We start from the raw sequence: 18,913 nt of genomic DNA, 5'->3' as shown, positions 1-18,913 counted from the left end.
ACCGAGGTTGGCACCTACCAGGGCATAGGGACGCGCGGTTACTGCAGGACGAAACGCTCAATGGCGCGCGCCACGCCTTCGTCTGCATTGCTGGTGGTCTCGAACCGCGCCACCGCCTTCACCGCGTCGATGGCATTGCCCATCGCCACGCTGGTACCGGCGTACTGCAGCATGGTCAGGTCGTTCTCCTGGTCACCGATGGCCATCACGTTGGCGCGGTCGATGCCCAGGTGCTCGGCCAGCTTCTGCAGGCTCGGCCCCTTGCCGGCGCGGTGGTCGAATACTTCCAGGAAGAACGGTGCGCTCTTCAGCACCGCGAAGCGCTCGGTCAGTTCGCTGGGCAGGCGCGCGATGGCGGCATCCAGCACGTCGGGCTCGTCGATCATCATCAGCTTGATGAACGACATGGACGGGTCCATGTCGGCCACGCGGCGGTAGGACAGCGGCATCCGCGAGAGATGCGAGTCGGCCACGGTGTAGTAGCTGATGTCCTGGTTGGGCGTATACATGCGCCGGCTGTCCAGCGCCTGGAAGTGCACGCCCAGGTCGCGGGCCACCTGCTCGCAGAACAGGAAGTCGTCGAAGCTGAGCGGATACTCGACCACGGTTTCGCGTGTGCCGATGCGCTGCACCAGGCCGCCATTGCAGGCGATGCAGTAGTCGTCGTCGCCGGTGATGCCCAGCTCGTGCAGGAACGGTGCCAGGCCGGGAACCGGGCGGCCACTGGTCAGCACGATGTGCACGCCCAGCGCGCGCGCCTGCGCGATCGCCTGCTTGGCCCGCGCGGTGAGCGTGTGGGTGGGATCCAGCAGGGTGCCATCCATGTCGATGGCGACCAGTTCGATGGTCGATTGCCGGCGGCCCATGTCCATTGCGTTCAACTCGTGCGGGGCACGCCAGTTTACCCCCTCATGCCCGGTTCACCTCTTTGCCCACGTTGGCCGGGATACTGCAGGAGCCTGTGCGTCCCCCACCGCAGGACGGCCCCTTGACCGCCCTTCCCTGGAGAACCTTGCGACGCATGACCTACCGTGCCCCCGAAACCAACGACAGCGCGCCCCTGGCCCAGCAGATCGAGCAGATGATCGACGAGCTGCCCGGCGACCAGGTGAGCGTCGGCACCCTGCTCAGCGCGCTGGGCGATGAGGGCCTGCTGCTGATCGTGATCCTGCTCTCGGCCATCTTCATCATTCCGGTGTCGATTCCCGGGCTGAGTACGGTATTTGGTGCCTCGATCCTGCTGATCGGCCTGAGCCGCGTGCGCAACCGCCCGCTGTGGGTGCCGCAGAAACTGGCGCGCCGCGAGATCGCCACCGACAAGCTGAAGGCCAACCTGGGCCGTGCGCTGAAGTGGGTGCACCGCATGGAGCGGCTGTCGCGGCCGATGCGGCTGGCGGTGATGGTGCGCTCGAAGAAGATGATGCGCCTGAACAACCTGATGCTGGTGTTCGCGACCCTGCTGCTGATGGCGCCGGCCGGGCCGATTCCGTTCAGCAATACCTTGCCGGCGCTGGCGCTGATGTCGTTCGCGATTGGCTTCATCCAGCGCGATGGTGCGGCGGTGGCGGCTGGGTACGGCTTTGTTGTGGCCACGGTGGTGTATTTCGGCGTGCTGCTGGGTGGCGTGGGGTTCGCTGCCGAATCGGTGTTCAGCGGGTTCCGCAGCAGTACCGCGGAACTGTAGAGCCGAGCCCATGCTCGGCTGCTCTTCGTTCGGTGCACGGAAACCCGCGCTGCGCGCGTAAGCCGAGCATGGGCTCGGCTCTACAGAATTACTTGGCCGATACCCGCCACACCACGTCGCCCACGTCGTCGGCGACCAGCAGTGCGCCTTCGGCGTCCATCGCCATGCCTACCGGTGCGCCCATCAAGGTCTTCTCGTCCTTCGAGGCGAAACCGCTGACCACGGTCTGCGGCCGCCCGGTCGGCTTGCCGTCCTTGAACGGTACGTAGACCACTTCGTAGCCGCTCAGCGGTGAACGATCCCAGCTGCCGTGCTCGCCGATGAAGGCGCCGCCGTGGTACTGCGCCGGCAGTGCCTGGCCGGTGTAGAACAACAGGCCCAGCGGTGCCACGTGCGAGCCGATGGCGTAGTCCGGCACGATCGCCTTGGCCACCAGGTCCGGCCGCTGCGGCTGCACGCGCTCGTCCACGTGCTTGCCGTAGTAGCTGTAGGGCCACCCGTAGAAGCCATCCTCCTTCACCGAGGTGAGGTAGTCCGGCACGAGGTCGGCACCGATCTCATCGCGTTCGTTCGCGACTGCCCACAGCTGGCCGGTGCTCGGCTCCCAGTCCAGTCCGGTCGGGTTGCGGATGCCCGACGCAAAGATACGGCTGCCACGGGTGGCGACGTCCACTTCCAGCACCACCGCGCGGCGGTACTCGACGGCCAGGCCGTTCTCGGTGATGTTGCTGTTGGAGCCCACGCCCACGTACAGCTTGCGGCCATCGCGGCTGGCCAGCAGTTCCTTGGTCCAGTGGTGGTTGATGGTGCTGGGCAGGTCGGTGAACTCACGGCCCTTGTCGGACATGCGGGTTTCACCAGGCACGTAGTGGTACTGCACGATGTTGCCGGTGTTGGCCACGTACAGCGTGTCGCCGATCAGCTGGATGCCGAACGGCGAATGCAGGCCTTCGATGTAAACGTGTTGGGCCCAGGTGTTCGTCCCCGGCGTGCGGCGCAGCAGGGTGACCCGATTGCCGCCCTTGCCGGCCTTGCCCGAGCGCGCCTTGACCTTGCCGGCGATCCACTGCTTGGGCGTGGTGACCGGTTCTTCGCCGGGGCCATTGCCCTCCACCACCAGCACATCGCCGTTGGGCAGGGTCAACAATCGCCGCGGATGCAGCAGGTTGGCGGCGATGCGTTCGATCTTCAGGCCCTCGGCCACCGTGGGTGACTGGCCCTCGGCCCAGCCCACGCCCCGCGGCACCTGCATCGGCGGCATCAGGAAGTTCTTCGGTGCCGGCAGCGGCGGCTGCGCACCGGACTGGTCGGCGGGATGGTATTCGGCCTTGCCGGCACAGGCCGACAGCATCACGGCCAGCGCCAGGGCGCCGACGGTGGGCAGGATGTGCTTAGCCATGACGGCCTCCCTGCAGCACCGGCGGCTGCAACGACAGCAGGATCAGGCCCAGTGCGATCAACGCCACGGTCAGCGCCGACAGGATCGTGCCGGGCACCGCAACGGCATAGGCATCGCGGCTGTGCACGAAGGCGTTCCAGATGGCCAGCACCACCGCGACCAGGTTGAGGAAGAAGTCGATGCGGTCGATGCGCGTGGCGGTGCCGTTGCGGCGCCAGACCGTGAACAGGTTGATCAGCCGCGGCACGATGGCGATCAGCAGGCCGAAGGTGATCAGCCAGGCGGCGGCCTTGCCCCACATCACCTCGGCACTGTTGAGATAGATCGCGTCGAAGATCAGCGCGCCGACGAAGAAGCCGAAGGGTATCGGGTTCAGCAGGCTGAACAGCGTGGTGCCAAGGCCGCGATACGCCTGGGCCAGGGGGTTGACCATCATCGTGCTCCGTGCGGAAGGGTGCACGGGCTGTAGTAGCACAGCGTGATGTGAGGGCGCGCGATGATGCCGGGGGGATCCACGCCATGCGTGGATGCGGATGCCAACCAAGGTTGGCACCCACCAGATGCGGGCCGCTGCAGTCGTCATTACCCCACGGCATAAGCGTTTGTGACGCAATTGGCACATCTGCAGATTGCTTGTGTGAAGAGGTAGGGGGTTGTTCGTTGTGTCGCGTTTGGCTCGTTGCGATGGGGCAGTTCCGCCCCGCCGTCCTGCCATGCCGATTCACAACAGAAGGATTCGTGTATGAAGCGACACACGCAACGCTCCGCGCCACCGCGCTCCACGCGCCTGGCCCTGGCCACTGCCCTGGTACTGGGCAGCCTGGCCGTCACCGCCCAGGCCCAGCAGGCCGATCCGCTGGCCGGAATCCAGTGGCACCTGCGCAATACCGGGCAGACGGTACCGGCCGATACACTGCCGGTGGCCGGCAACGATCTGAACGTGGATGGCCTGTACCGCAATGGCATCCGCGGCCAGGGCGTCACCATCGCCATCGTCGACGACGGCCTGCAGATCGCTCACCCGGACCTGGCCGCCAATGTGGCGGCAGTGGCCGGCAAGAACTTCGCCAATGGTTCGAACAATCCCACCCCGTCCAATCCGGACGCCGACAACCACGGCACCATGGTCGGCGGCATCGCCGGCGCGGTGGGCGCCAACAACCTGGGCGTGCGAGGTGTGGCTCCGGCGGCAACGCTGAAGGGCTTCAACCCCATTTCACGCTCCGCGCAGGGCAACCAGCAGAGCAACATCGAGTACGCCTGGTGGGACGGCGCAGAATCGGCCGACGTGCAGGTGTTCAACAACAGCTGGGGCGCCGGCCCTGGCAATCCCAACCTGCCGTTGGCGTACAGCGAGAACACGATACGTTCGTATGAGCAGGCGCTGTCGGGTACGCGCGGTGGCCGCGGCGGCATCTACGTGAAGTCGGCCGGCAACAACTTCAACAACGGGTACTGGCAGGACAACCTCGGCAACACCTTCGATGTCTGCACGAATGACACCAAGAACCGCAACACCGGTTGCGTGCCGGCCGGCCGCGATCCGCGCAACAACCTGTTCAACGTGATCACCGTTGCCGCCGTGCGCGCCGATGGCGTTCGCTCGTCGTACTCCTCCACCGGCTCGGCCCTGTGGGTCTCGGCCTTTGGCGGTGAATACGGCCTGCAGGCCCAGTACGCACCCGGCCTGGTGGCACGCGCGTACGACCCGGCCATCGTCACCACCGATGTGACCGGCTGCGCGCAGGGCAGCAACAAGAACACCAACCGCGAGAACACACTGGACAGCAACCTGTCGGCCATCGACAGCACCTGCAACTACACCGCCAAGATGAACGGCACGTCGGCGTCAGCACCGATGGTGTCGGGCGTGGCCGCGCTGGTGCTGGAAGCCAATCCGAACCTGTCCTATCGCGATGTGAAGTACATCCTGGCCACCACCGCCACCCGCAACCACCCGAACCAGCCGGCGGTGACACTGGCCGACGGGCGCACGCTGGTGCCGGGCTGGACGGTGAATGCCGCCGGCCGTGCCTACAGCAACTGGTACGGTTTCGGTGTGGTCAATGCGGCCCGTGCAGTAGAGGTCGCCGAGAACTTCCAGTCGCTGGGACCGCTAGTTGATACCGGCTGGCGCACCACCACGCGCACCGTGGCCATCGGCAACACCTCGGCCGCTGCCGCACGCTTGACCTTCCAGGTCGCCAACGGTGCACGCAACATCGAAAGCGTGCAGCTCGGCTTCCGGGTCAACCACAGAAGCACCCGCCAGCTGCAGTTCGTGCTGGTCTCGCCCAGTGGCACGCGCAGCGTGGTGCAGCCGGCGTTCACCGCGATCGGTTCGGGCACGGGTAACGCGCAGAGCAATTTCACCAGCTGGGACCTGCTGTCCAGCAATGCATTCCTGGATGAGAATGCCACCGGCACCTGGACGCTGGAAGTGACCGACATGGGGCAGGCCGCGGCCGCTGCATCGCGTGGCAACCTCGAATCCTTCAAGATCCGCGTTCTGGGGCACTGATGATGAAGAAGACCATTCTGTTGAGCACGCTCGCCTTCACGGCGATCACCTCCTCTGCCTGGGCACAGACCTCGGGGCAGACTCCTCCGGCCAGGACACCGTCAACCGTGGATGCGCAGGAACTGAAGGCGTCCGCTACCGGCCGCTCGTTCGATGTGGGCGGCACGCGTTTCCAGCTGTCTCCCTCGACCACGGTAAAGCAGGTCAGCGGCGGTCGGTTCACGATCACCCAGCAGGCAGCGGCGACCACCAGCTCGCGGACGAAGCGTTCGCTGGATGGTGCAGCGGCCGCGGCTGTTGATGCCGGCACCGGCAAGTTCGCGGCGGCGGTATCCCATGATGGAGCGCCGGTGGTGGCGACGTCGCGGGTCAAGGTGTTCTTCACCGATGCGGCCTCAGCGCAGCGTGCAGCCACCGCCACCGGTGGCACCGTGGTGAAGGTATCGAAGGCTTCGGGCCAGGCCATCGTGGAGTACCCGTCGGTGAACGCGGCACTGGATGCGAGCACCAGGCTGCTGTCCACCGCCGGTATCCGCGCGACCGAGCCGGACGTGGTTCAGTGGGAAGAAACCAAGTAAGGCGTTGAGTGGTGCCCCCGGCCGGTTGGCTCTCCTGGCCGGCCGGGGGATTGGTGTGTGGGGGTGTATCGACCAAGGTCGACACCTACCGGGGCAGCCGGCGCGACGAACGGTCGGTATCAGTCGGGCATGGCCCGGGACTACCGGGCAGCGAGCGTGTCGCTGTGCTTGAGGTGGCAGCTGGCCAGCACGTCATTGCCTGCGGCCGGGTGGCCGGGCTCCAGCAGCAGGCGCTGCACGTCGGAGAACAGCTTGTCCACCGGCATGCCATAGGGCGCGAACAGACGCAGGCGGCCCTGGCGGTCGAACACGTAGCCACCGGCGATGTGGCTCATGGTGTAGGTCTCCGGTATCTGACCGGGTTCCTTTTCGTAGAACGCCTTGAAGTCGCTGGCCATCGCGGCCAGTTGTGCTTCGTTGCCGACCAGTGCGATCGCCTTGGGGTCGAAGGCTTCCACATAGGTGCGGGCGACTTCGGGCGTGTCGCGTGCGGGATCGACGCTGACGAACACCACCTGCAGCTGGTCGGCATCCTTGCCCATCAGGTGCTTGACCTGGCTGAGCTCGACCATGGTGGTCGGGCACACGTCCGGGCAGCTGGTGAAGCCGAAGAACAGATAGGTCACCTGCCCCTGCAGATCCTTGGGCCCGCGCACGGCGCCGTGGCTGTCAGGCATCGACCAGTGCTGGCCGAGCTCTTCGCAGGCAATGTCCTTGGAGTAGAAATCCATGCGCGACTGCGCGCTGCAGCCAGCCAGCAGGCCGATGGCCAGGCCTGCCAGCAGCGGCAGGCGGAATCGGGGAGAGAACAACGAACGGACAACAGCAGCAGGACGCTTCACGGGTACCACCAACGCAGACGCGGGCGGGGTCTCGGTCAGGCCTGCCCTTGGGGGGGAAAGAGGACGGAGGTGCCGGGGTGATCGCGCGGTCCATGCCGATCACCCCGGCCACGGTCAGTTGATCATCATGTGGTAGTGCATGCTCCAGATGATCCAGACCGACAGTGCGACGACGATGAACAGGATCACCAGGGTGAACACGAAGCTGGCCAGGTTCCAGCCGCCTTCGGACTTGCGGTCCATGTGCAGGAAATAGACCAGCTGCACCAGGATCTGCGCCACCGCGAAGCCGACCAGCAGGAACAGCGTGAGCGGCCGCGACAGCACCGGGTTCATCACCAGCGCGAACGGCACCACGGTCAGCAGCGCGCACAGCACGAAGCCAATCAGGTAGGACTTGGTGGAGCCGTGCGCATTGCCGGCGCGCGAGGTTTCGACGTGGGCCATGTCAGAAGGCTCCGATCAGGTAGACGAAGGTGAAGACGCAGATCCACACCAGGTCCAGGAAGTGCCAGAACAGGCTCAGGCACGACACGCGGGTGATGTTGGTCGGGGTCAGGCCGCGGCGGTAGACCTGGTGCATGACCACCGCCATCCAGATCAGGCCGCTGGCCACGTGCAGGCCGTGGGTGGCGACCAGGGCGAAGAACGCCGACAGGTAGGCACTGGTGCTCGGGCCCGCGCCTTCGTGGATCAGGTGCGAGAACTCGTAGATCTCCATGCCGATGAACGAGGCACCGAGCACGAAGGTCACGCCCAGCCAGCGCAGCACCGCCGAGGTGTCGTGGCGATGCATCGCCAGCACGGCCTGGCCGTAGGTGATGCTGGAGACCAGCAGCAGGAAGGTCTCGGCCATCACGAACGGCAGCGAGAACAGATCCTTGCCGGTGGGGCCGCCGGCGTAGGCGGTGCTGAGCACCGCGTACGAGGCGAACAGCGAACCGAACAGCACCAGGTCGGACATGAGGTAGACCCACATGCCGAACACCTTCATGCCGCCCTGCTCGTGGCCATGGTCGTGTTCGTGGTGGTCCTCGTGCGCCTGCGTGTCGCTGGCCAGCTCCGGGCGGGTCAACAGGTTCATGCGCGTACCTCCTTCAGCTTGGCAAGGTTGGCTGCTTCGGTGCGCGCCACCTCTTCGGAACTGACGTAGTAGTCCACGTCCTCGTCATAGGACCGCACGATCAGGGTGACGATCATCGCGATGAAGCTGGCTGCAGCCATCCACCAGATGTGCCAGACCAGGGCGAAGCACAGCACCAGGATCCAGATGTTGAGGATCAACGGCACGCCGGTGTTCTTCGGCATGTGGATCGGTGCGTACTTCTTCGGCGGCGGCGGCAGGCCACGCTTCTTCGCTTCGTGGAAGGCATCCAGCTCATCGGCCTTGGGCACCACGGCGAAGTTGTAGAACGGCGGCGGCGACGGCGTGGCCCATTCCAGCGTGCGTGCATTCCACGGGTCGCCGGTCAGGTCCAGGTTGCGCTTGCGGTCGCGCACGCTCACGTAGATCTGCACCAGCATCAGGATGATGCCCGCGAACACGAACAGTGCACCGATGAAGGCGGCGATCAGGTACGGCGTCCACGCCGGGTTGTCGTACTGGTTCATGCGGCGGGTCATGCCCATGAAGCCGAGCATGTACAGCGGCATGAAGGCCAGGTAGAAACCGATCACCCAGCAGGCGAACGACCATTTGCCCAGGCGCTCGTTGAGGGTGAAGCCGAACACCTTCGGGAACCAGTAGGCGAAGCCGGCCAGGTAGCCGAACAGCGCGCCGCCGATGATGGTGTTGTGGAAGTGCGCGACCAGGAACAGGCTGTTGTGCAGCAGGAAGTCCGCGCCCGGGATGGCCAGCAGCACGCCGGTCATGCCACCGATGGTGAAGGTGACCAGGAAGGCGATGGTCCACAGCATCGGCACGCTGAACTCGACGCGGCCGCCGTACATGGTGAACAGCCAGGTGAAGATCTTCACGCCAGTGGGGATGGCGATGATCATCGTCATGATGCCGAAGAAGGCATTGACGCTGGCACCGGAACCCATGGTGAAGAAGTGGTGCAGCCAGACGATGAACGACAGGATGCCGATCGCCAGCGTGGCGCCCACCATCGACTTGTAGCCGAACAGCTTCTTGCGCGCGAACGTGGCGGTCACTTCAGAGAAGATGCCGAACGCCGGCAGCACCAGGATGTACACCTCCGGGTGGCCCCAGGCCCACACCAGGTTCACGTACATCATCGGGTTGCCACCCAACGTGTTGGTGTAGAAGTTGAAGTCCAGGTAGCGGTCCAGGGTGAGCGCACCCAGCGCCACGGTCAGGATCGGGAAGGCGGCGATGATGATCACGCTGGTGACCAGCACGGTCCAGGTGAACACCGGCATCTTCATCAGGGTCATGCCCGGCGCACGCATGCGCAGGATGGTGATGAACAGGTTGACGCCGGTCAGCAATGTGCCGATGCCCGAAGCCTGCAACGCCCAGATGTAGTAATCGACACCGACCCCTGGACTGAACTCGATGCCCGACAGCGGCGGATACGCCACCCAGCCGGTCATGGCGAATTCGCCGACACCCAGCGAGATCATCATCAGCGCGGCGCCGACCACGAAGATCCAGAAGCTGAAGGCGTTGAGGAACGGGAACGCCATGTCGCGCGCACCGATCTGCAGCGGCACGATGATGTTCATCAGGCCGACCACGAACGGGGTGGCCACGAAGAAGATCATGATCACGCCATGTGCGGTGAATATCTGGTCGTAGTGCTCCGGCGGCAGGAAGCCGTCACTGCCCGGGCCAGCCGCGGCCAGCTGCGCGCGCATCATCAGCGCATCGGCAAAGCCACGCACCAGCATGACCAGCGCCACCACCACGTACATGATGCCGATCTTCTTGTGGTCCACGGTGGTGAACCAGTCACGCCACAGCGGGCCCCACAGCTTGAAGTACGTCACCGCGCCGAGCAGCGCGAGGCCACCCAGCACCATGGCCGCCAATGTGACTACGACGATCGGCTCGTGCAGCGGCACGGCCTCCCACGTCAATTTACCCAACATGTTCGTTACTCCTGGGAAACCTGGACACCACCGGCAGCGCCCGCCGGGGTAGCAGCAGCGGTGTTCTCGCCGACGCCGATGAACTGGTCGATGACCCTCTTGAACAGCAGTGGTTCAACACTGGAGAAGTGCTGCACCGGTGCGTTCTTCGACGGCGCGGCCAGCGCCTTGAACTGCGTGAAACTGAGTGCGTCGGGCGCGCTGCGCACCTCGGCCACCCAGCGCTCGAAGTCTTCATTGCTGCTGGCGGTGGCGATGAACTTCATGTTCGAGAAGCCATGCCCGCTGTAGTTGCCGGACATGCCTCGGAACTGGCCGGGCTCGTTGGCGATCAGGTGCAGCTGCGTGCGCATGCCGGCCATCGCGTAGATCTGCCCACCCAGCTGCGGGATGAAGAAGGTATTCATCGTCGAGTTGGAGGTGATGTTGAACGCCAGCGGGCGGTTGGCCGGGAAGTTGAGCTGGTTGACCGTGGCGATGCCCAGGTCCGGGTACACGAACACCCATTTCCAGTCGGTCGCGATCACGTCCACGTGCAGCGGTTCACCGGCCACGTCCAGCGGCTTGTACGGGTCCAGCTCGTGGGTCGACTTCCACACGATCACCGCCAGGCCGGCAATGATCAGCAGCGGCACGCCCCAGACCACGATCTCCACCTTGGTGGAGTGCGACCAGTCCGGCGTGTATTTCGCTTTGGTGTTGCCGGCACGGAAGCGCCAGGCGAACACGAAGGTCAGCACGATGGCCGGTATCACCACGATCAGCATCAGGCCGATGCAGATCAGGATCAGGTCGCGCTGGGCGAGCCCGACCATGCCCTTCGAATCCAGCAGCACCCAGTCACAGCCCGACAGGCCGACGCAGGCCAGGGCGACCAGCGCCAGGCGGATGCGGTTCCAGCAGATATTCATTGGAGGTCAACCCTGTTGAAAAAGCGCGCTTGACCGGCTCGCCTGCGCGCAGCGCCCGGGCGTGGAGCGGCTACACTGTGGGTACGAGGTCGCCTACAAGCAGGCGAACCACTCCAATCAAGCCCATACAAGATACAGCATTGTATGGACTTGTGCATCTGTACGTATGGAAAAAACTGACCGATGACGCCACCTGCCGCCGGCCGCCGCCTGAAACACCCCAATCGCACCTGGGTTCGCCCCTTCCGCGAGGGCGCCGGCCCGCTGTACCTGCAGATTGCCCAGCAGGTGCGCGAGGCGGTGGATGACGGGGTGCTGCGCCCGGGCGACCGCCTGCCGCCGCAGCGCGACCTCGCCCAGCAGGTGGGGGTGGACCTGACCACGGTCACCCGTGCCTTCGCCGAGCTGCGCCAGGCCGGCCTGCTCGACGCCCAGGGCGCCGGCGGTACCTTCATCGCGCTGTCGGCCGGCAACCGCAGCACCTCGGTCGACCTGAGCATGAACATCCCGCCGCTGCTGGGCAGCGCGCCGTTCGCGCAGGGCATGGAGGCCGGCTTCCAGCACGTGGGCCAGCAGCTGGGCCAGGGCGAACTGATGAGCTACCACGTCGGCGCCGGCACCCGCGAGGACCGCGCCGCTGCGGTGCAGTGGCTGGCGCCGATGCTGGGCACGGTGGGTGCCGACCAGGTGGTGATCTGCCCCGGCGCGCAGACCGCGCTGTGCGCGCTGATCCTGGCCCGCACCCAGCCGGGCGAGCTGATCGCCGCCGAGCAGCTGACCTATCCGGGCCTGCTGGCTGCCGCGCGCGTGCTGCAGCGGGGCGTGGTGCCGGTGGCGATGGACACCGAGGGCATGCTGCCGGAGGCGCTGGAGGAGGCCTGCCAGCTGCGCCGCCCGCGCCTGCTGTACCTGGTGCCGACCATCCAGAACCCGACCACGGCAACGATGTCGGCACAGCGCCGGCAGGCGCTGCTGGCGGTCGCCAAGCGTCACGATCTGACCGTGATCGAAGACGATCCGTACTGGTTGCTGGCCGGAGACGCCGCGCCGCCGCTGGCCGCCCACCGCGATGCCGGCTGCCCGGTCTATTACATCTCCACGCTGTCCAAGTGCCTGGCCCCGGGCCTGCGCACCGCCTACCTGGTGGTGCCGGCCGGCGAGCCGATGGAACCGGTGCTGGATGCGCTGCGCGCAATCGCGCTGATGCCGACCCAGTCGATGGTGGCGGTGGCCTCGCAGTGGATCCGCAGCGGCCAGGCCCAGGACATGGTGCAGCGCTTCCAGCAGGAACTGCGCGAGCGCCAGGCCATTGCCGCCCGTTACCTGCCGGCCCGCGCCCAGGCGCATCCGGCCGGCCTGCATGTGTGGCTGCCGCTGCCGCCGCGGCTCGACCAGTACCGGTTGATCCAGGCCGCACAGGAGCAGGGGCTGGGCATTGCCAGCTCCGATGCCTTCAGCGTGGAAGAACCGCCACCGGGCAATGCGATCCGCCTGTCGTTGGGCGGCGCAGTCGACCAGGGCGCGCTGGCCGGGGCGCTGGCCAAGCTGAACGAGATCCTGTCCGAGGCCCCCGAGGCACGCCACAACGCCATCGTCTGAACGGGGCGCATGGCGTTTTATCCATACAAGATGATATTTTGTATGCAATGTATGGATGAAGGGACGTGCATCGATGCGCGCCGAGAAACTGAAGTTCCACCTGGTGATGGCCGGGTGCGGCGGCTTTGTGGTGTTGATGCTGGCCGCGCTGGCCTGGGTCTGCCTGCAGCCGCAGACCGTGGATGTGCAGGCCGCCGAACGCCACGCCATCGAGCAGTGCGTGCAGCGCAGCGAGGATCCGTCGCGTAGCGAGATCCAGCGCCGCGCGCAGGCCGATTCCTGCCGTGAGATGCGCAAGCAGTACGTGCACAAGTTCGGCCGGGAAGATTCCTGATGGGCGCAGCCGCGCCGCGTCGCCGCTGGCTGCTGCCGACGATGATCGCCCTCGCCTGCCTGTTCATGGCCGGCGTCGCGGCTGCGCTGTGGCAGTACTTCGGCTACAGCGCGCAGTCCACCTTCACCGAACAGGCCATCGTCTTCGACGATTCGCAGCTGCGCCTGCCGGCCGATCTGGCCGGTGATACCGGCCGCATCCGCGTGGTGCATTTCTGGGACCCGGCCTGCGGCGTGTGCAACCGCGAAACCGGTGCGCACCTGAGCTACCTGATCAGCATGTACCGCCGCGCCGGCATCGACTTCTATGCGATCCGCCGCCCGGGTACGCAGGGCGAGCTGCCCGAGCCGCTGCGCAGCAAGGTGATCAACCTGCCGACCATCGATGGCATCGAACACATCCCGGCCAGCCCCGCCGTAGCCATCTGGGATCGCCAGGGCCACCTCGCCTACGCCGGCCCGTACAGCATCGGCATGGTCTGCAACTCGGCCAACAGCTTCGTCGAACCGCTGCTGGACAAACTGGTGCGCGGCGAAACCGTGCGCCCGAAAGGACTGCTTGCCGTGGGCTGCTACTGCCCCTGGCAGGCCCAGCGCTGAGGACGCGCAATGACATCACTGACGCTGGCCGGCATGGCCGCTGCAAACAACAACGGCGGTCACCTGTCCGAACCGACCGATGGTTATGGACAGGCTCCCGCCGTTGGAAGCAACGATACGCCCCGACATGCTCCGTACATGCCGCGACCGGATGTCGCAGCCCGCGAATGGGTGCAGGACGTGCTCGCGCACAACGGGCCGATCTACCTGCGCATCGTCAACTCGCTGGAACGCACGGTGCGCCGCGGTGGTCTCGCACCGGGGCAGCGCCTGCCTTCGCAGCGCGCGCTGGCGCAGCAGCTCGGCATCGACCTGACCACGGTGACACGGGCATTCGATGAAGCACGCAAGCGCGGCCTGATCGAAGCGCGTGGACCACAGGGCAGCTTCATCGCACCGCCCAAGGCCGGCTTCGACCAGGTGGTGGACCTGAGCATGAACGTGCCGCCGGTGCCCGACGCCGATGCGCTGGCCGAGACGCTGCGCCGTGGCGCCGCCGCCGTGCTTGCACGCAGCAACGCACCGAACCTGATGACCTATCACCTGGGCGGCGGCAACCTGACCGATCGCCACGCGGCGGCGCGCTGGCTGCAGCCGATGCTGGGAAAGGTGGACGATGCCTGCCTGCTGCTGACCGAAGGTGCACAGGTGGCGCTGGCCGCGATCCTGGTCAGCCAGGGCCGCGACAACGACGCGATCCTCTGCGATGCGCTGGTCTATCCGGGCCTGCTGCAGGCCGCCGCCGCACTGGGCCGGCGCCTGCTGCCGGTGGACAGCGACGAACACGGCATGTGCCCCGATGCACTGGCCCGGCTGGCACGCGAAAGCGGCGCGCAGTTGGTCTATCTCAATCCCACCTGCCAGAACCCGACCGCGCTGACCCTGCCGCAGCAGCGGCGCGAAGCGCTGGCACGCGTGCTGGAGCGCGAAGGCCTGCTGGCGATCGAAGACGATCCGTACTGGCACCTCGCCGAGGATGCACCGACACCGCTGGCGGCGCTGGCACCGCGCCATGTGTTCTACGTGGCGACGCTGTCGAAGGTGATCAGCCCCGGCCTGCGCACCGCCTTCGTGCGCTGCCCGAGCGCGGCGCATGCCGAGGCGATGACAGCTGCACTGCGGGCAACGCGGTTGATGGGCCATCCGCTGGTCTCGGCGCTGGCCAGCCAGCTGCTGCTGGATGGTTCGGCGCAGTCACTGCTGGCGCAGGTGCGCACCGAGGCGCGCGAGCGCATGCGCATGGCCCGCTACCTGCTGGCGCCATCGCTGCTGCAGCGGGCTGAAGGCCTGCATGCCTGGTGCCGCGTGCCGGCGCCGTGGACCGATGCCACACTGGTGCGCACCGCGCAACTGCAGGGGCTGGCGATTGCACCGTCATCGGCGTTCTGCCCGCCGGGGGTACAGCATCAGAACGGGGTGCGGTTGTCGCTGGGGCTGGCGGCGGACCGTCGGCAGCTGGAAAGTGCGTTGCGGCGGATTGATCGGTTGTTGTTGTCGGATGCGTTGCCGGCGATCGAGCGGTAGGCCTGGTAGTGCCGGCCGCTGGCCGGCAACGGCGTGCACGGATCATGAGGTTGCCGGCCAGCGGCCGGCACTACCCCAATGCCACCAGCGCCTGCACCAGCGCATCGATCTGCTCCGGCCGGGTGAACACCGACGGCGTCACCCGCACGCAGGCGCCGGAGTCCAAACCATCGCGATGGGTGGTGAACACGCGATGCTCATCCAGCAGTCGTTTCTGCAGCGCGAGGTTGTCAGCCACGCTGGTGCGCCCGCGCAGGCGGAAGCTGGCCAGCGCACTGGCCAGCCCCGGGTCCGGCGAGGACAGCACTTCGATATGCGCCATCTGCCGCGCTGGCACGGTCCAGCGCTCACGCAGGTAGCGCAGCCGCGCCTGCTTGTTGGCCACGCCGATGCGCTGGTGCAGGGCAATGGCATCCGGCAGTGCCAGGTAGGCGGCGAAGTTGACCGTACCGGTATGCACGCGGCTGCCCACGCGGCCATCGTCGGTTTCGCCCATGTAGGGATCCAGGTCGGTCACGCGCCCCTTGCGCACGTACATCGCGCCGACGCCCACCGGCGCACCGATCCACTTGTGCAGATTGATGCCGACGAAATCGGCCTTCAGCTGCGGCACCGCGTAGTCGATCTGGCCAAACCCATGCGCGGCATCGACGATCACATCGATACCGCGTGCTCGCGCGCGTTCGGCGATCTCCGCCACCGGCAGCACCAGCCCATGGCGATGGCTGACCTGAGTCAGCAGCACCAGCTTCAGGCGCGGCAACCGCGCGAATGCGTCCTCATACGCCTGCAGGACCTGCGCGTGGTCCGGCACCGCCGGCAGCGCGATACGCTCGACCTGCACGCCGCGACGCTGCTGCAGCCAGCGCATCGCGCCGATCATGCTGTCGTAGTCGATGTCGGCATACAGCACCTGGTCGCCAGGCTGCAGGCGGTTGTAGCCGCCGATCAGCGCCAGCATCGCCTCGGTGGCGCCACGGGTCAGTGCAATCTCGTCGGCACCCACGCCCAGCAGCTCGGCCACCTGCCGCTGCACCGCCATGTACTGCGCCGGAAACTCGCGACGGCCATACCACGCGTTGCCACGGTTCACCTCGGCGGTGTGGCGCTGGTAGCTGGCCAGCGTCTCGCGGCCCATCGCGCCCCAGTAGCCGTTCTCCAGATGGTTCACTTCGTCGGTGATGTCGAAGTGGCTGGCCACGGCGGCCCAGTAGCCTTCATCGCGGGCCAGCACGTCCGGCGCCACGGTCGTTGCGGGAATCTGCATGGGCGCAGCGTAACGCGCGGCGGCCATGGCGGGCAGTGACGACAATGCGGCTGCGGCGGGCAGCAAGGTGCCGGCACGCAGCAGGGAGCGGCGAGTACGGTCCATCAGAAGCTCAACCGGTACTGCGCGTACAGGTTGGCGCCATCGGTGTCGTACGGTGCGTTGCGCGAGTAAACCAGGCCGCGGCTGGCCTGGAAGACCGCCTCATCCGGATAGCGGTCGAGCACGTTGTCGGCACCCACGCGCAGGCTGTGGTGCTCGTTGATGCGGTACCCCACGGCGAGGTCGAGGAAGCTCATCGCGCCGAAGCGCTGGTAGATGTCGCCCACCGCATTGCCGCTGGCGTCGGTCCAGGCACCGTAGTAGCGCATGCGCGCCATCAACGACCAGGCACCGATGTCCCAGCTGCCGGTCAGGCTGCCCTTGTGCTCGGGCAGGCGGTCTTCGAACAGCACGCGCTGGGTTTCGTTGGTGGCCACCGAGGTGCTGCCGTTGTCCACCCGCGTACGGTTGTAGTTGTAGGCCAGGGTCAGCGTCATGCGACCCGCGCCGAGGTCGCGCAGGTAGTTGCCGACCACGTCCACGCCGGTGGTGGTGGTATCGAAGTCGTTGGTGAAGTAGTTCACCGAGGTATAGCCCAGCGGATTCGGCGTGCCGGCCGGAATGGCGAAGCTGGCCGACTGGCTGAAGCGGTCGGTGAGCTTGATCTGGTAGACATCCACCGAGCCGGACAGCCCCAGGTCGGTGCGCCAGGTCAGGCCCAGCGACGCGGTACGCGATTCCTCCGGCTTCAGCGGCCTGGCACCGAGCAGCTGGGCCAGCGGATCGTTCGGCGACAAGCGGCCACTGGTGAAGATCTGCAGCGTGCGCGTATCCAGGCCCTGGGTGGTGCTGGTGGTATTGAGCTGCGCCGGTGTCGGTGCGCGGAAGCCGGTGGACACCGTGCCGCGCAGGGCCACGTCCGGGGTGATCGCGAAGCGTGCCGACAGTTTGCCGTCCAGCGTGCTGCCAAAGCTGGAGAAGTCCTCGTAGCGGCTGGCCGCACCGATGCTCCAGCGCTCGCCCAGCGGCACTTCCATATCCACGTAGGCGGCCTTGCTGCGCTGGCTCCACTGCCCGGCCTGGCTGGCCGAGAAGCCCGGCGCACCGTTGGAGTTGGCTTCCAGGCCAGCGGCAGCGCCCGGGCCCACTGCGTACGAAGCCGGATCACCGGCACGCACCTGGTAGGTCTCCTGGCGGAACTCGCCACCGAAGGCGACGTTGATCGGCTTGGACAGCGCAGCCACATCCCACTCGTAGTTGAAGTCGGCGTTGGCGTTCTTCTCGGTCTGGGTCAGGCGGCCGAGATCGAATGCGGTCGGGCTGACCGGGCCGAGCGAGGCGTTGATCGAATTCTTCAGGCTGTAGTCGATGGCGTTGCGGCCATACGACGCGCTGACATCCCAGCGCAGCTTCGGGGTGATCTCGCCACGCAGGCCACCGACCAGTTGCAGGTCGTTCTGGACGTTGCCGTACTGCGGACTGAACCCCACTGGATAGATCGAACGCAGGTTCCAGCCGGGGAAGATCGCCGTGGTGCGGTAGGCACCGGTGGTGGTGTCCGGATTGCGCCAGTTGAAATCGCTGACGCCATCGCTGTGGCTGTACAGGCCGAACGCATACAACTCCAGCGTGTCGCTGGCATTGGCCTTCACGTTGAAGCCGACACGGCGGCTTTCCAGTTCCGGCTGGCCCCAGCGCTGTACCGGGTTGGGCACGTCCAGATCCGGATGCGCGGCCTGGAAGGCGATCGCATCCGGGCGCTGGCGGGTGCGGGAGGTGGCGTCGGAGTTGGACGATTCGGCGAACAGCACCAGGCTGCCATAGTCACCCAGCGACCAGCCGGTGCGTGCGCTGAAATCGCGCGAGGCGCCATCGCCCTGCGCATACTGCGAATAGCCGGCGGTGATCTCGGTACCGGGGCCATCCTCCAGAATGATGTTGATGACGCCGGCGATGGCATCCGAGCCGTACTGCGCCGACGCACCATCGCGCAGCACTTCGATGCGCTTGATCGCACTGGTCGGAATCTGTGCCAGGTCGGCCGCCTGCGCGCCACGGTTGCCGAGCAGCGCGCTGCGGTGGAAGCGACGACCGTTGACCAGCACCAACGTCTGATCCGGCGACAGGCCACGCAGCGTGGCCGGGCGCACGAACACCTGACCGTCCGCCATCGGCAGGCGCTGCACCACGAACGACGGCACCAGCTGCGCCAGCACGTCCTTCAGGTCGGTGGATTCAACGGACTTGATGTCTTCCTTGGTGAACACGTCCACCGGCGCCAACGTTTCGAACTGGGTGCGGTTGGAGGCGCGGGTGCCGGTGACCAGCATCGCGTCGAGCTGGGTGGGCGCCGCACGGCTGCCCGCCGGGGCATCGACCGCATCGGCCTCCGCTGCGATCGCGCCTCCTGCGCTGGCCATGGAAAGGGCGAGGAGGATGGAACGCGAAAGCTTCGAACGATGCACGGCAGGGCTCCGGGAGGACGCGACAGGGCCAGCACCTGCTCGGACACAACAGGCGTGGACAAGGCGCGCAGTCTCGGCGCGATCTGTGAAG

General features: G+C 66.5%; 17 protein-coding genes. 7 read left to right on the top strand and 10 right to left on the bottom strand.

The genetic code is table 11. The features are described 5' to 3' along the window. Positions 1-38 precede the first annotated feature (38 nt). Positions 39-872: a sugar-phosphatase gene (gene yidA / locus VPH47_RS01180; RefSeq protein ID WP_107431813.1), complete on the bottom strand. Its 834-nt coding sequence runs from the start codon at positions 870-872 to the stop codon at positions 39-41. Positions 873-1,021: 149 nt separating this feature from the next. Here yidA and VPH47_RS01175 point away from each other — a divergent pair, with 149 nt between their 5' ends. Further along, positions 1,022-1,684 carry an exopolysaccharide biosynthesis protein gene (locus VPH47_RS01175; RefSeq protein WP_049444347.1) on the top strand — a complete coding sequence of 221 codons (663 nt, stop codon included), beginning with the start codon at positions 1,022-1,024 and terminating at the stop codon, positions 1,682-1,684. An 88-nt stretch (positions 1,685-1,772) separates the two neighbouring features. Here the strand turns inward: VPH47_RS01175 and VPH47_RS01170 are convergent, their stop codons facing one another. Continuing rightward, positions 1,773-3,083 carry a sorbosone dehydrogenase family protein gene (locus VPH47_RS01170; RefSeq protein ID WP_368849946.1) on the bottom strand — a complete coding sequence of 437 codons (1,311 nt, stop codon included), beginning with the start codon at positions 3,081-3,083 and terminating at the stop codon, positions 1,773-1,775. Continuing rightward, complete coding sequence (locus VPH47_RS01165) at positions 3,076-3,516, bottom strand: DUF2231 domain-containing protein (RefSeq protein WP_368851558.1); 441 nt, start codon at positions 3,514-3,516, stop codon at positions 3,076-3,078. The genes VPH47_RS01170 and VPH47_RS01165 overlap by 8 nt, the downstream gene beginning before the upstream one ends. 309 nt (positions 3,517-3,825) lie before the next feature. On the opposite strand from VPH47_RS01165, the gene VPH47_RS01160 reads away from it, so the two are divergent. After that, a complete protein-coding gene (locus VPH47_RS01160; protein WP_180854533.1) occupies positions 3,826-5,604 on the top strand; it encodes a S8 family serine peptidase in 1,779 nt (592 codons plus the stop codon). Continuing rightward, positions 5,604-6,182, top strand: coding sequence for a DNA breaking-rejoining protein (locus VPH47_RS01155; protein ID WP_368849945.1), 579 nt, complete (start codon positions 5,604-5,606; stop codon positions 6,180-6,182). Before VPH47_RS01160 ends, VPH47_RS01155 begins: the two co-directional genes overlap by 1 nt. Before the next feature lie 140 nt (positions 6,183-6,322). Here VPH47_RS01155 and VPH47_RS01150 read toward each other — a convergent pair whose 3' ends face one another. From VPH47_RS01150 to cyoA, 5 genes are all read right to left on the bottom strand, one after another. Continuing rightward, the gene (locus VPH47_RS01150) at positions 6,323-6,994 is read right to left on the bottom strand and encodes an SCO family protein (RefSeq protein WP_368851557.1); all 672 of its coding nucleotides are present in this window, start codon (positions 6,992-6,994) and stop codon (positions 6,323-6,325) included. A 144-nt stretch (positions 6,995-7,138) separates the two neighbouring features. Continuing rightward, on the bottom strand, positions 7,139-7,471 hold the full coding sequence (gene cyoD, locus VPH47_RS01145; protein ID WP_006399830.1) for a cytochrome o ubiquinol oxidase subunit IV: 333 nt from the start codon (positions 7,469-7,471) through the stop codon (positions 7,139-7,141). Position 7,472: 1 nt separating this feature from the next. Continuing rightward, positions 7,473-8,108 carry a cytochrome o ubiquinol oxidase subunit III gene (gene cyoC / locus VPH47_RS01140; protein WP_080281857.1) on the bottom strand — a complete coding sequence of 212 codons (636 nt, stop codon included), beginning with the start codon at positions 8,106-8,108 and terminating at the stop codon, positions 7,473-7,475. Beyond that, positions 8,105-10,081 carry a cytochrome o ubiquinol oxidase subunit I gene (gene cyoB, locus VPH47_RS01135; RefSeq protein ID WP_006474876.1) on the bottom strand — a complete coding sequence of 659 codons (1,977 nt, stop codon included), beginning with the start codon at positions 10,079-10,081 and terminating at the stop codon, positions 8,105-8,107. The genes cyoC and cyoB overlap by 4 nt, the downstream gene beginning before the upstream one ends. A 5-nt stretch (positions 10,082-10,086) precedes the next feature. Further along, positions 10,087-10,992 (bottom strand): ubiquinol oxidase subunit II, encoded by a 906-nt coding sequence (gene cyoA / locus VPH47_RS01130; protein WP_368849944.1) that lies wholly within the window; start codon positions 10,990-10,992, stop codon positions 10,087-10,089. 183 nt (positions 10,993-11,175) lie between these two features. Here cyoA and VPH47_RS01125 point away from each other — a divergent pair, with 183 nt between their 5' ends. From VPH47_RS01125 to VPH47_RS01110, 4 genes are read left to right on the top strand one after another with little or no spacing between them, the layout of a single operon-like run. After that, complete coding sequence (locus tag VPH47_RS01125) at positions 11,176-12,591, top strand: PLP-dependent aminotransferase family protein (protein WP_368849943.1); 1,416 nt, start codon at positions 11,176-11,178, stop codon at positions 12,589-12,591. Positions 12,592-12,646: 55 nt separating this feature from the next. Further along, positions 12,647-12,925 carry a hypothetical protein gene (locus tag VPH47_RS01120; RefSeq protein WP_005414763.1) on the top strand — a complete coding sequence of 93 codons (279 nt, stop codon included), beginning with the start codon at positions 12,647-12,649 and terminating at the stop codon, positions 12,923-12,925. Then, the gene (locus VPH47_RS01115) at positions 12,925-13,524 is read left to right on the top strand and encodes a DUF6436 domain-containing protein (RefSeq protein WP_368849942.1); all 600 of its coding nucleotides are present in this window, start codon (positions 12,925-12,927) and stop codon (positions 13,522-13,524) included. The genes VPH47_RS01120 and VPH47_RS01115 overlap by 1 nt, the downstream gene beginning before the upstream one ends. 9 nt (positions 13,525-13,533) lie before the next feature. Further along, on the top strand, positions 13,534-15,048 hold the full coding sequence (locus tag VPH47_RS01110; protein WP_368849941.1) for a PLP-dependent aminotransferase family protein: 1,515 nt from the start codon (positions 13,534-13,536) through the stop codon (positions 15,046-15,048). Positions 15,049-15,118: 70 nt separating this feature from the next. Here the strand turns inward: VPH47_RS01110 and VPH47_RS01105 are convergent, their stop codons facing one another. Further along, positions 15,119-16,420 (bottom strand): aminotransferase class V-fold PLP-dependent enzyme, encoded by a 1,302-nt coding sequence (locus tag VPH47_RS01105; protein WP_368849940.1) that lies wholly within the window; start codon positions 16,418-16,420, stop codon positions 15,119-15,121. Continuing rightward, positions 16,420-18,822, bottom strand: a complete 2,403-nt coding sequence (locus VPH47_RS01100) for a TonB-dependent receptor plug domain-containing protein (RefSeq protein WP_368849939.1) — start codon at positions 18,820-18,822, stop codon at positions 16,420-16,422. The genes VPH47_RS01105 and VPH47_RS01100 overlap by 1 nt, the downstream gene beginning before the upstream one ends. Positions 18,823-18,913: the final 91 nt, after the last annotated feature.

This window comes from Stenotrophomonas sp. WED208, assembly GCF_040984485.1.
GTDB lineage: Bacteria > Pseudomonadota > Gammaproteobacteria > Xanthomonadales > Xanthomonadaceae > Stenotrophomonas > Stenotrophomonas riyadhensis.
The sequence above is the reverse complement of the archived record's forward strand: the minus strand, read 5'-3'. Positions and strand labels throughout refer to the sequence as shown.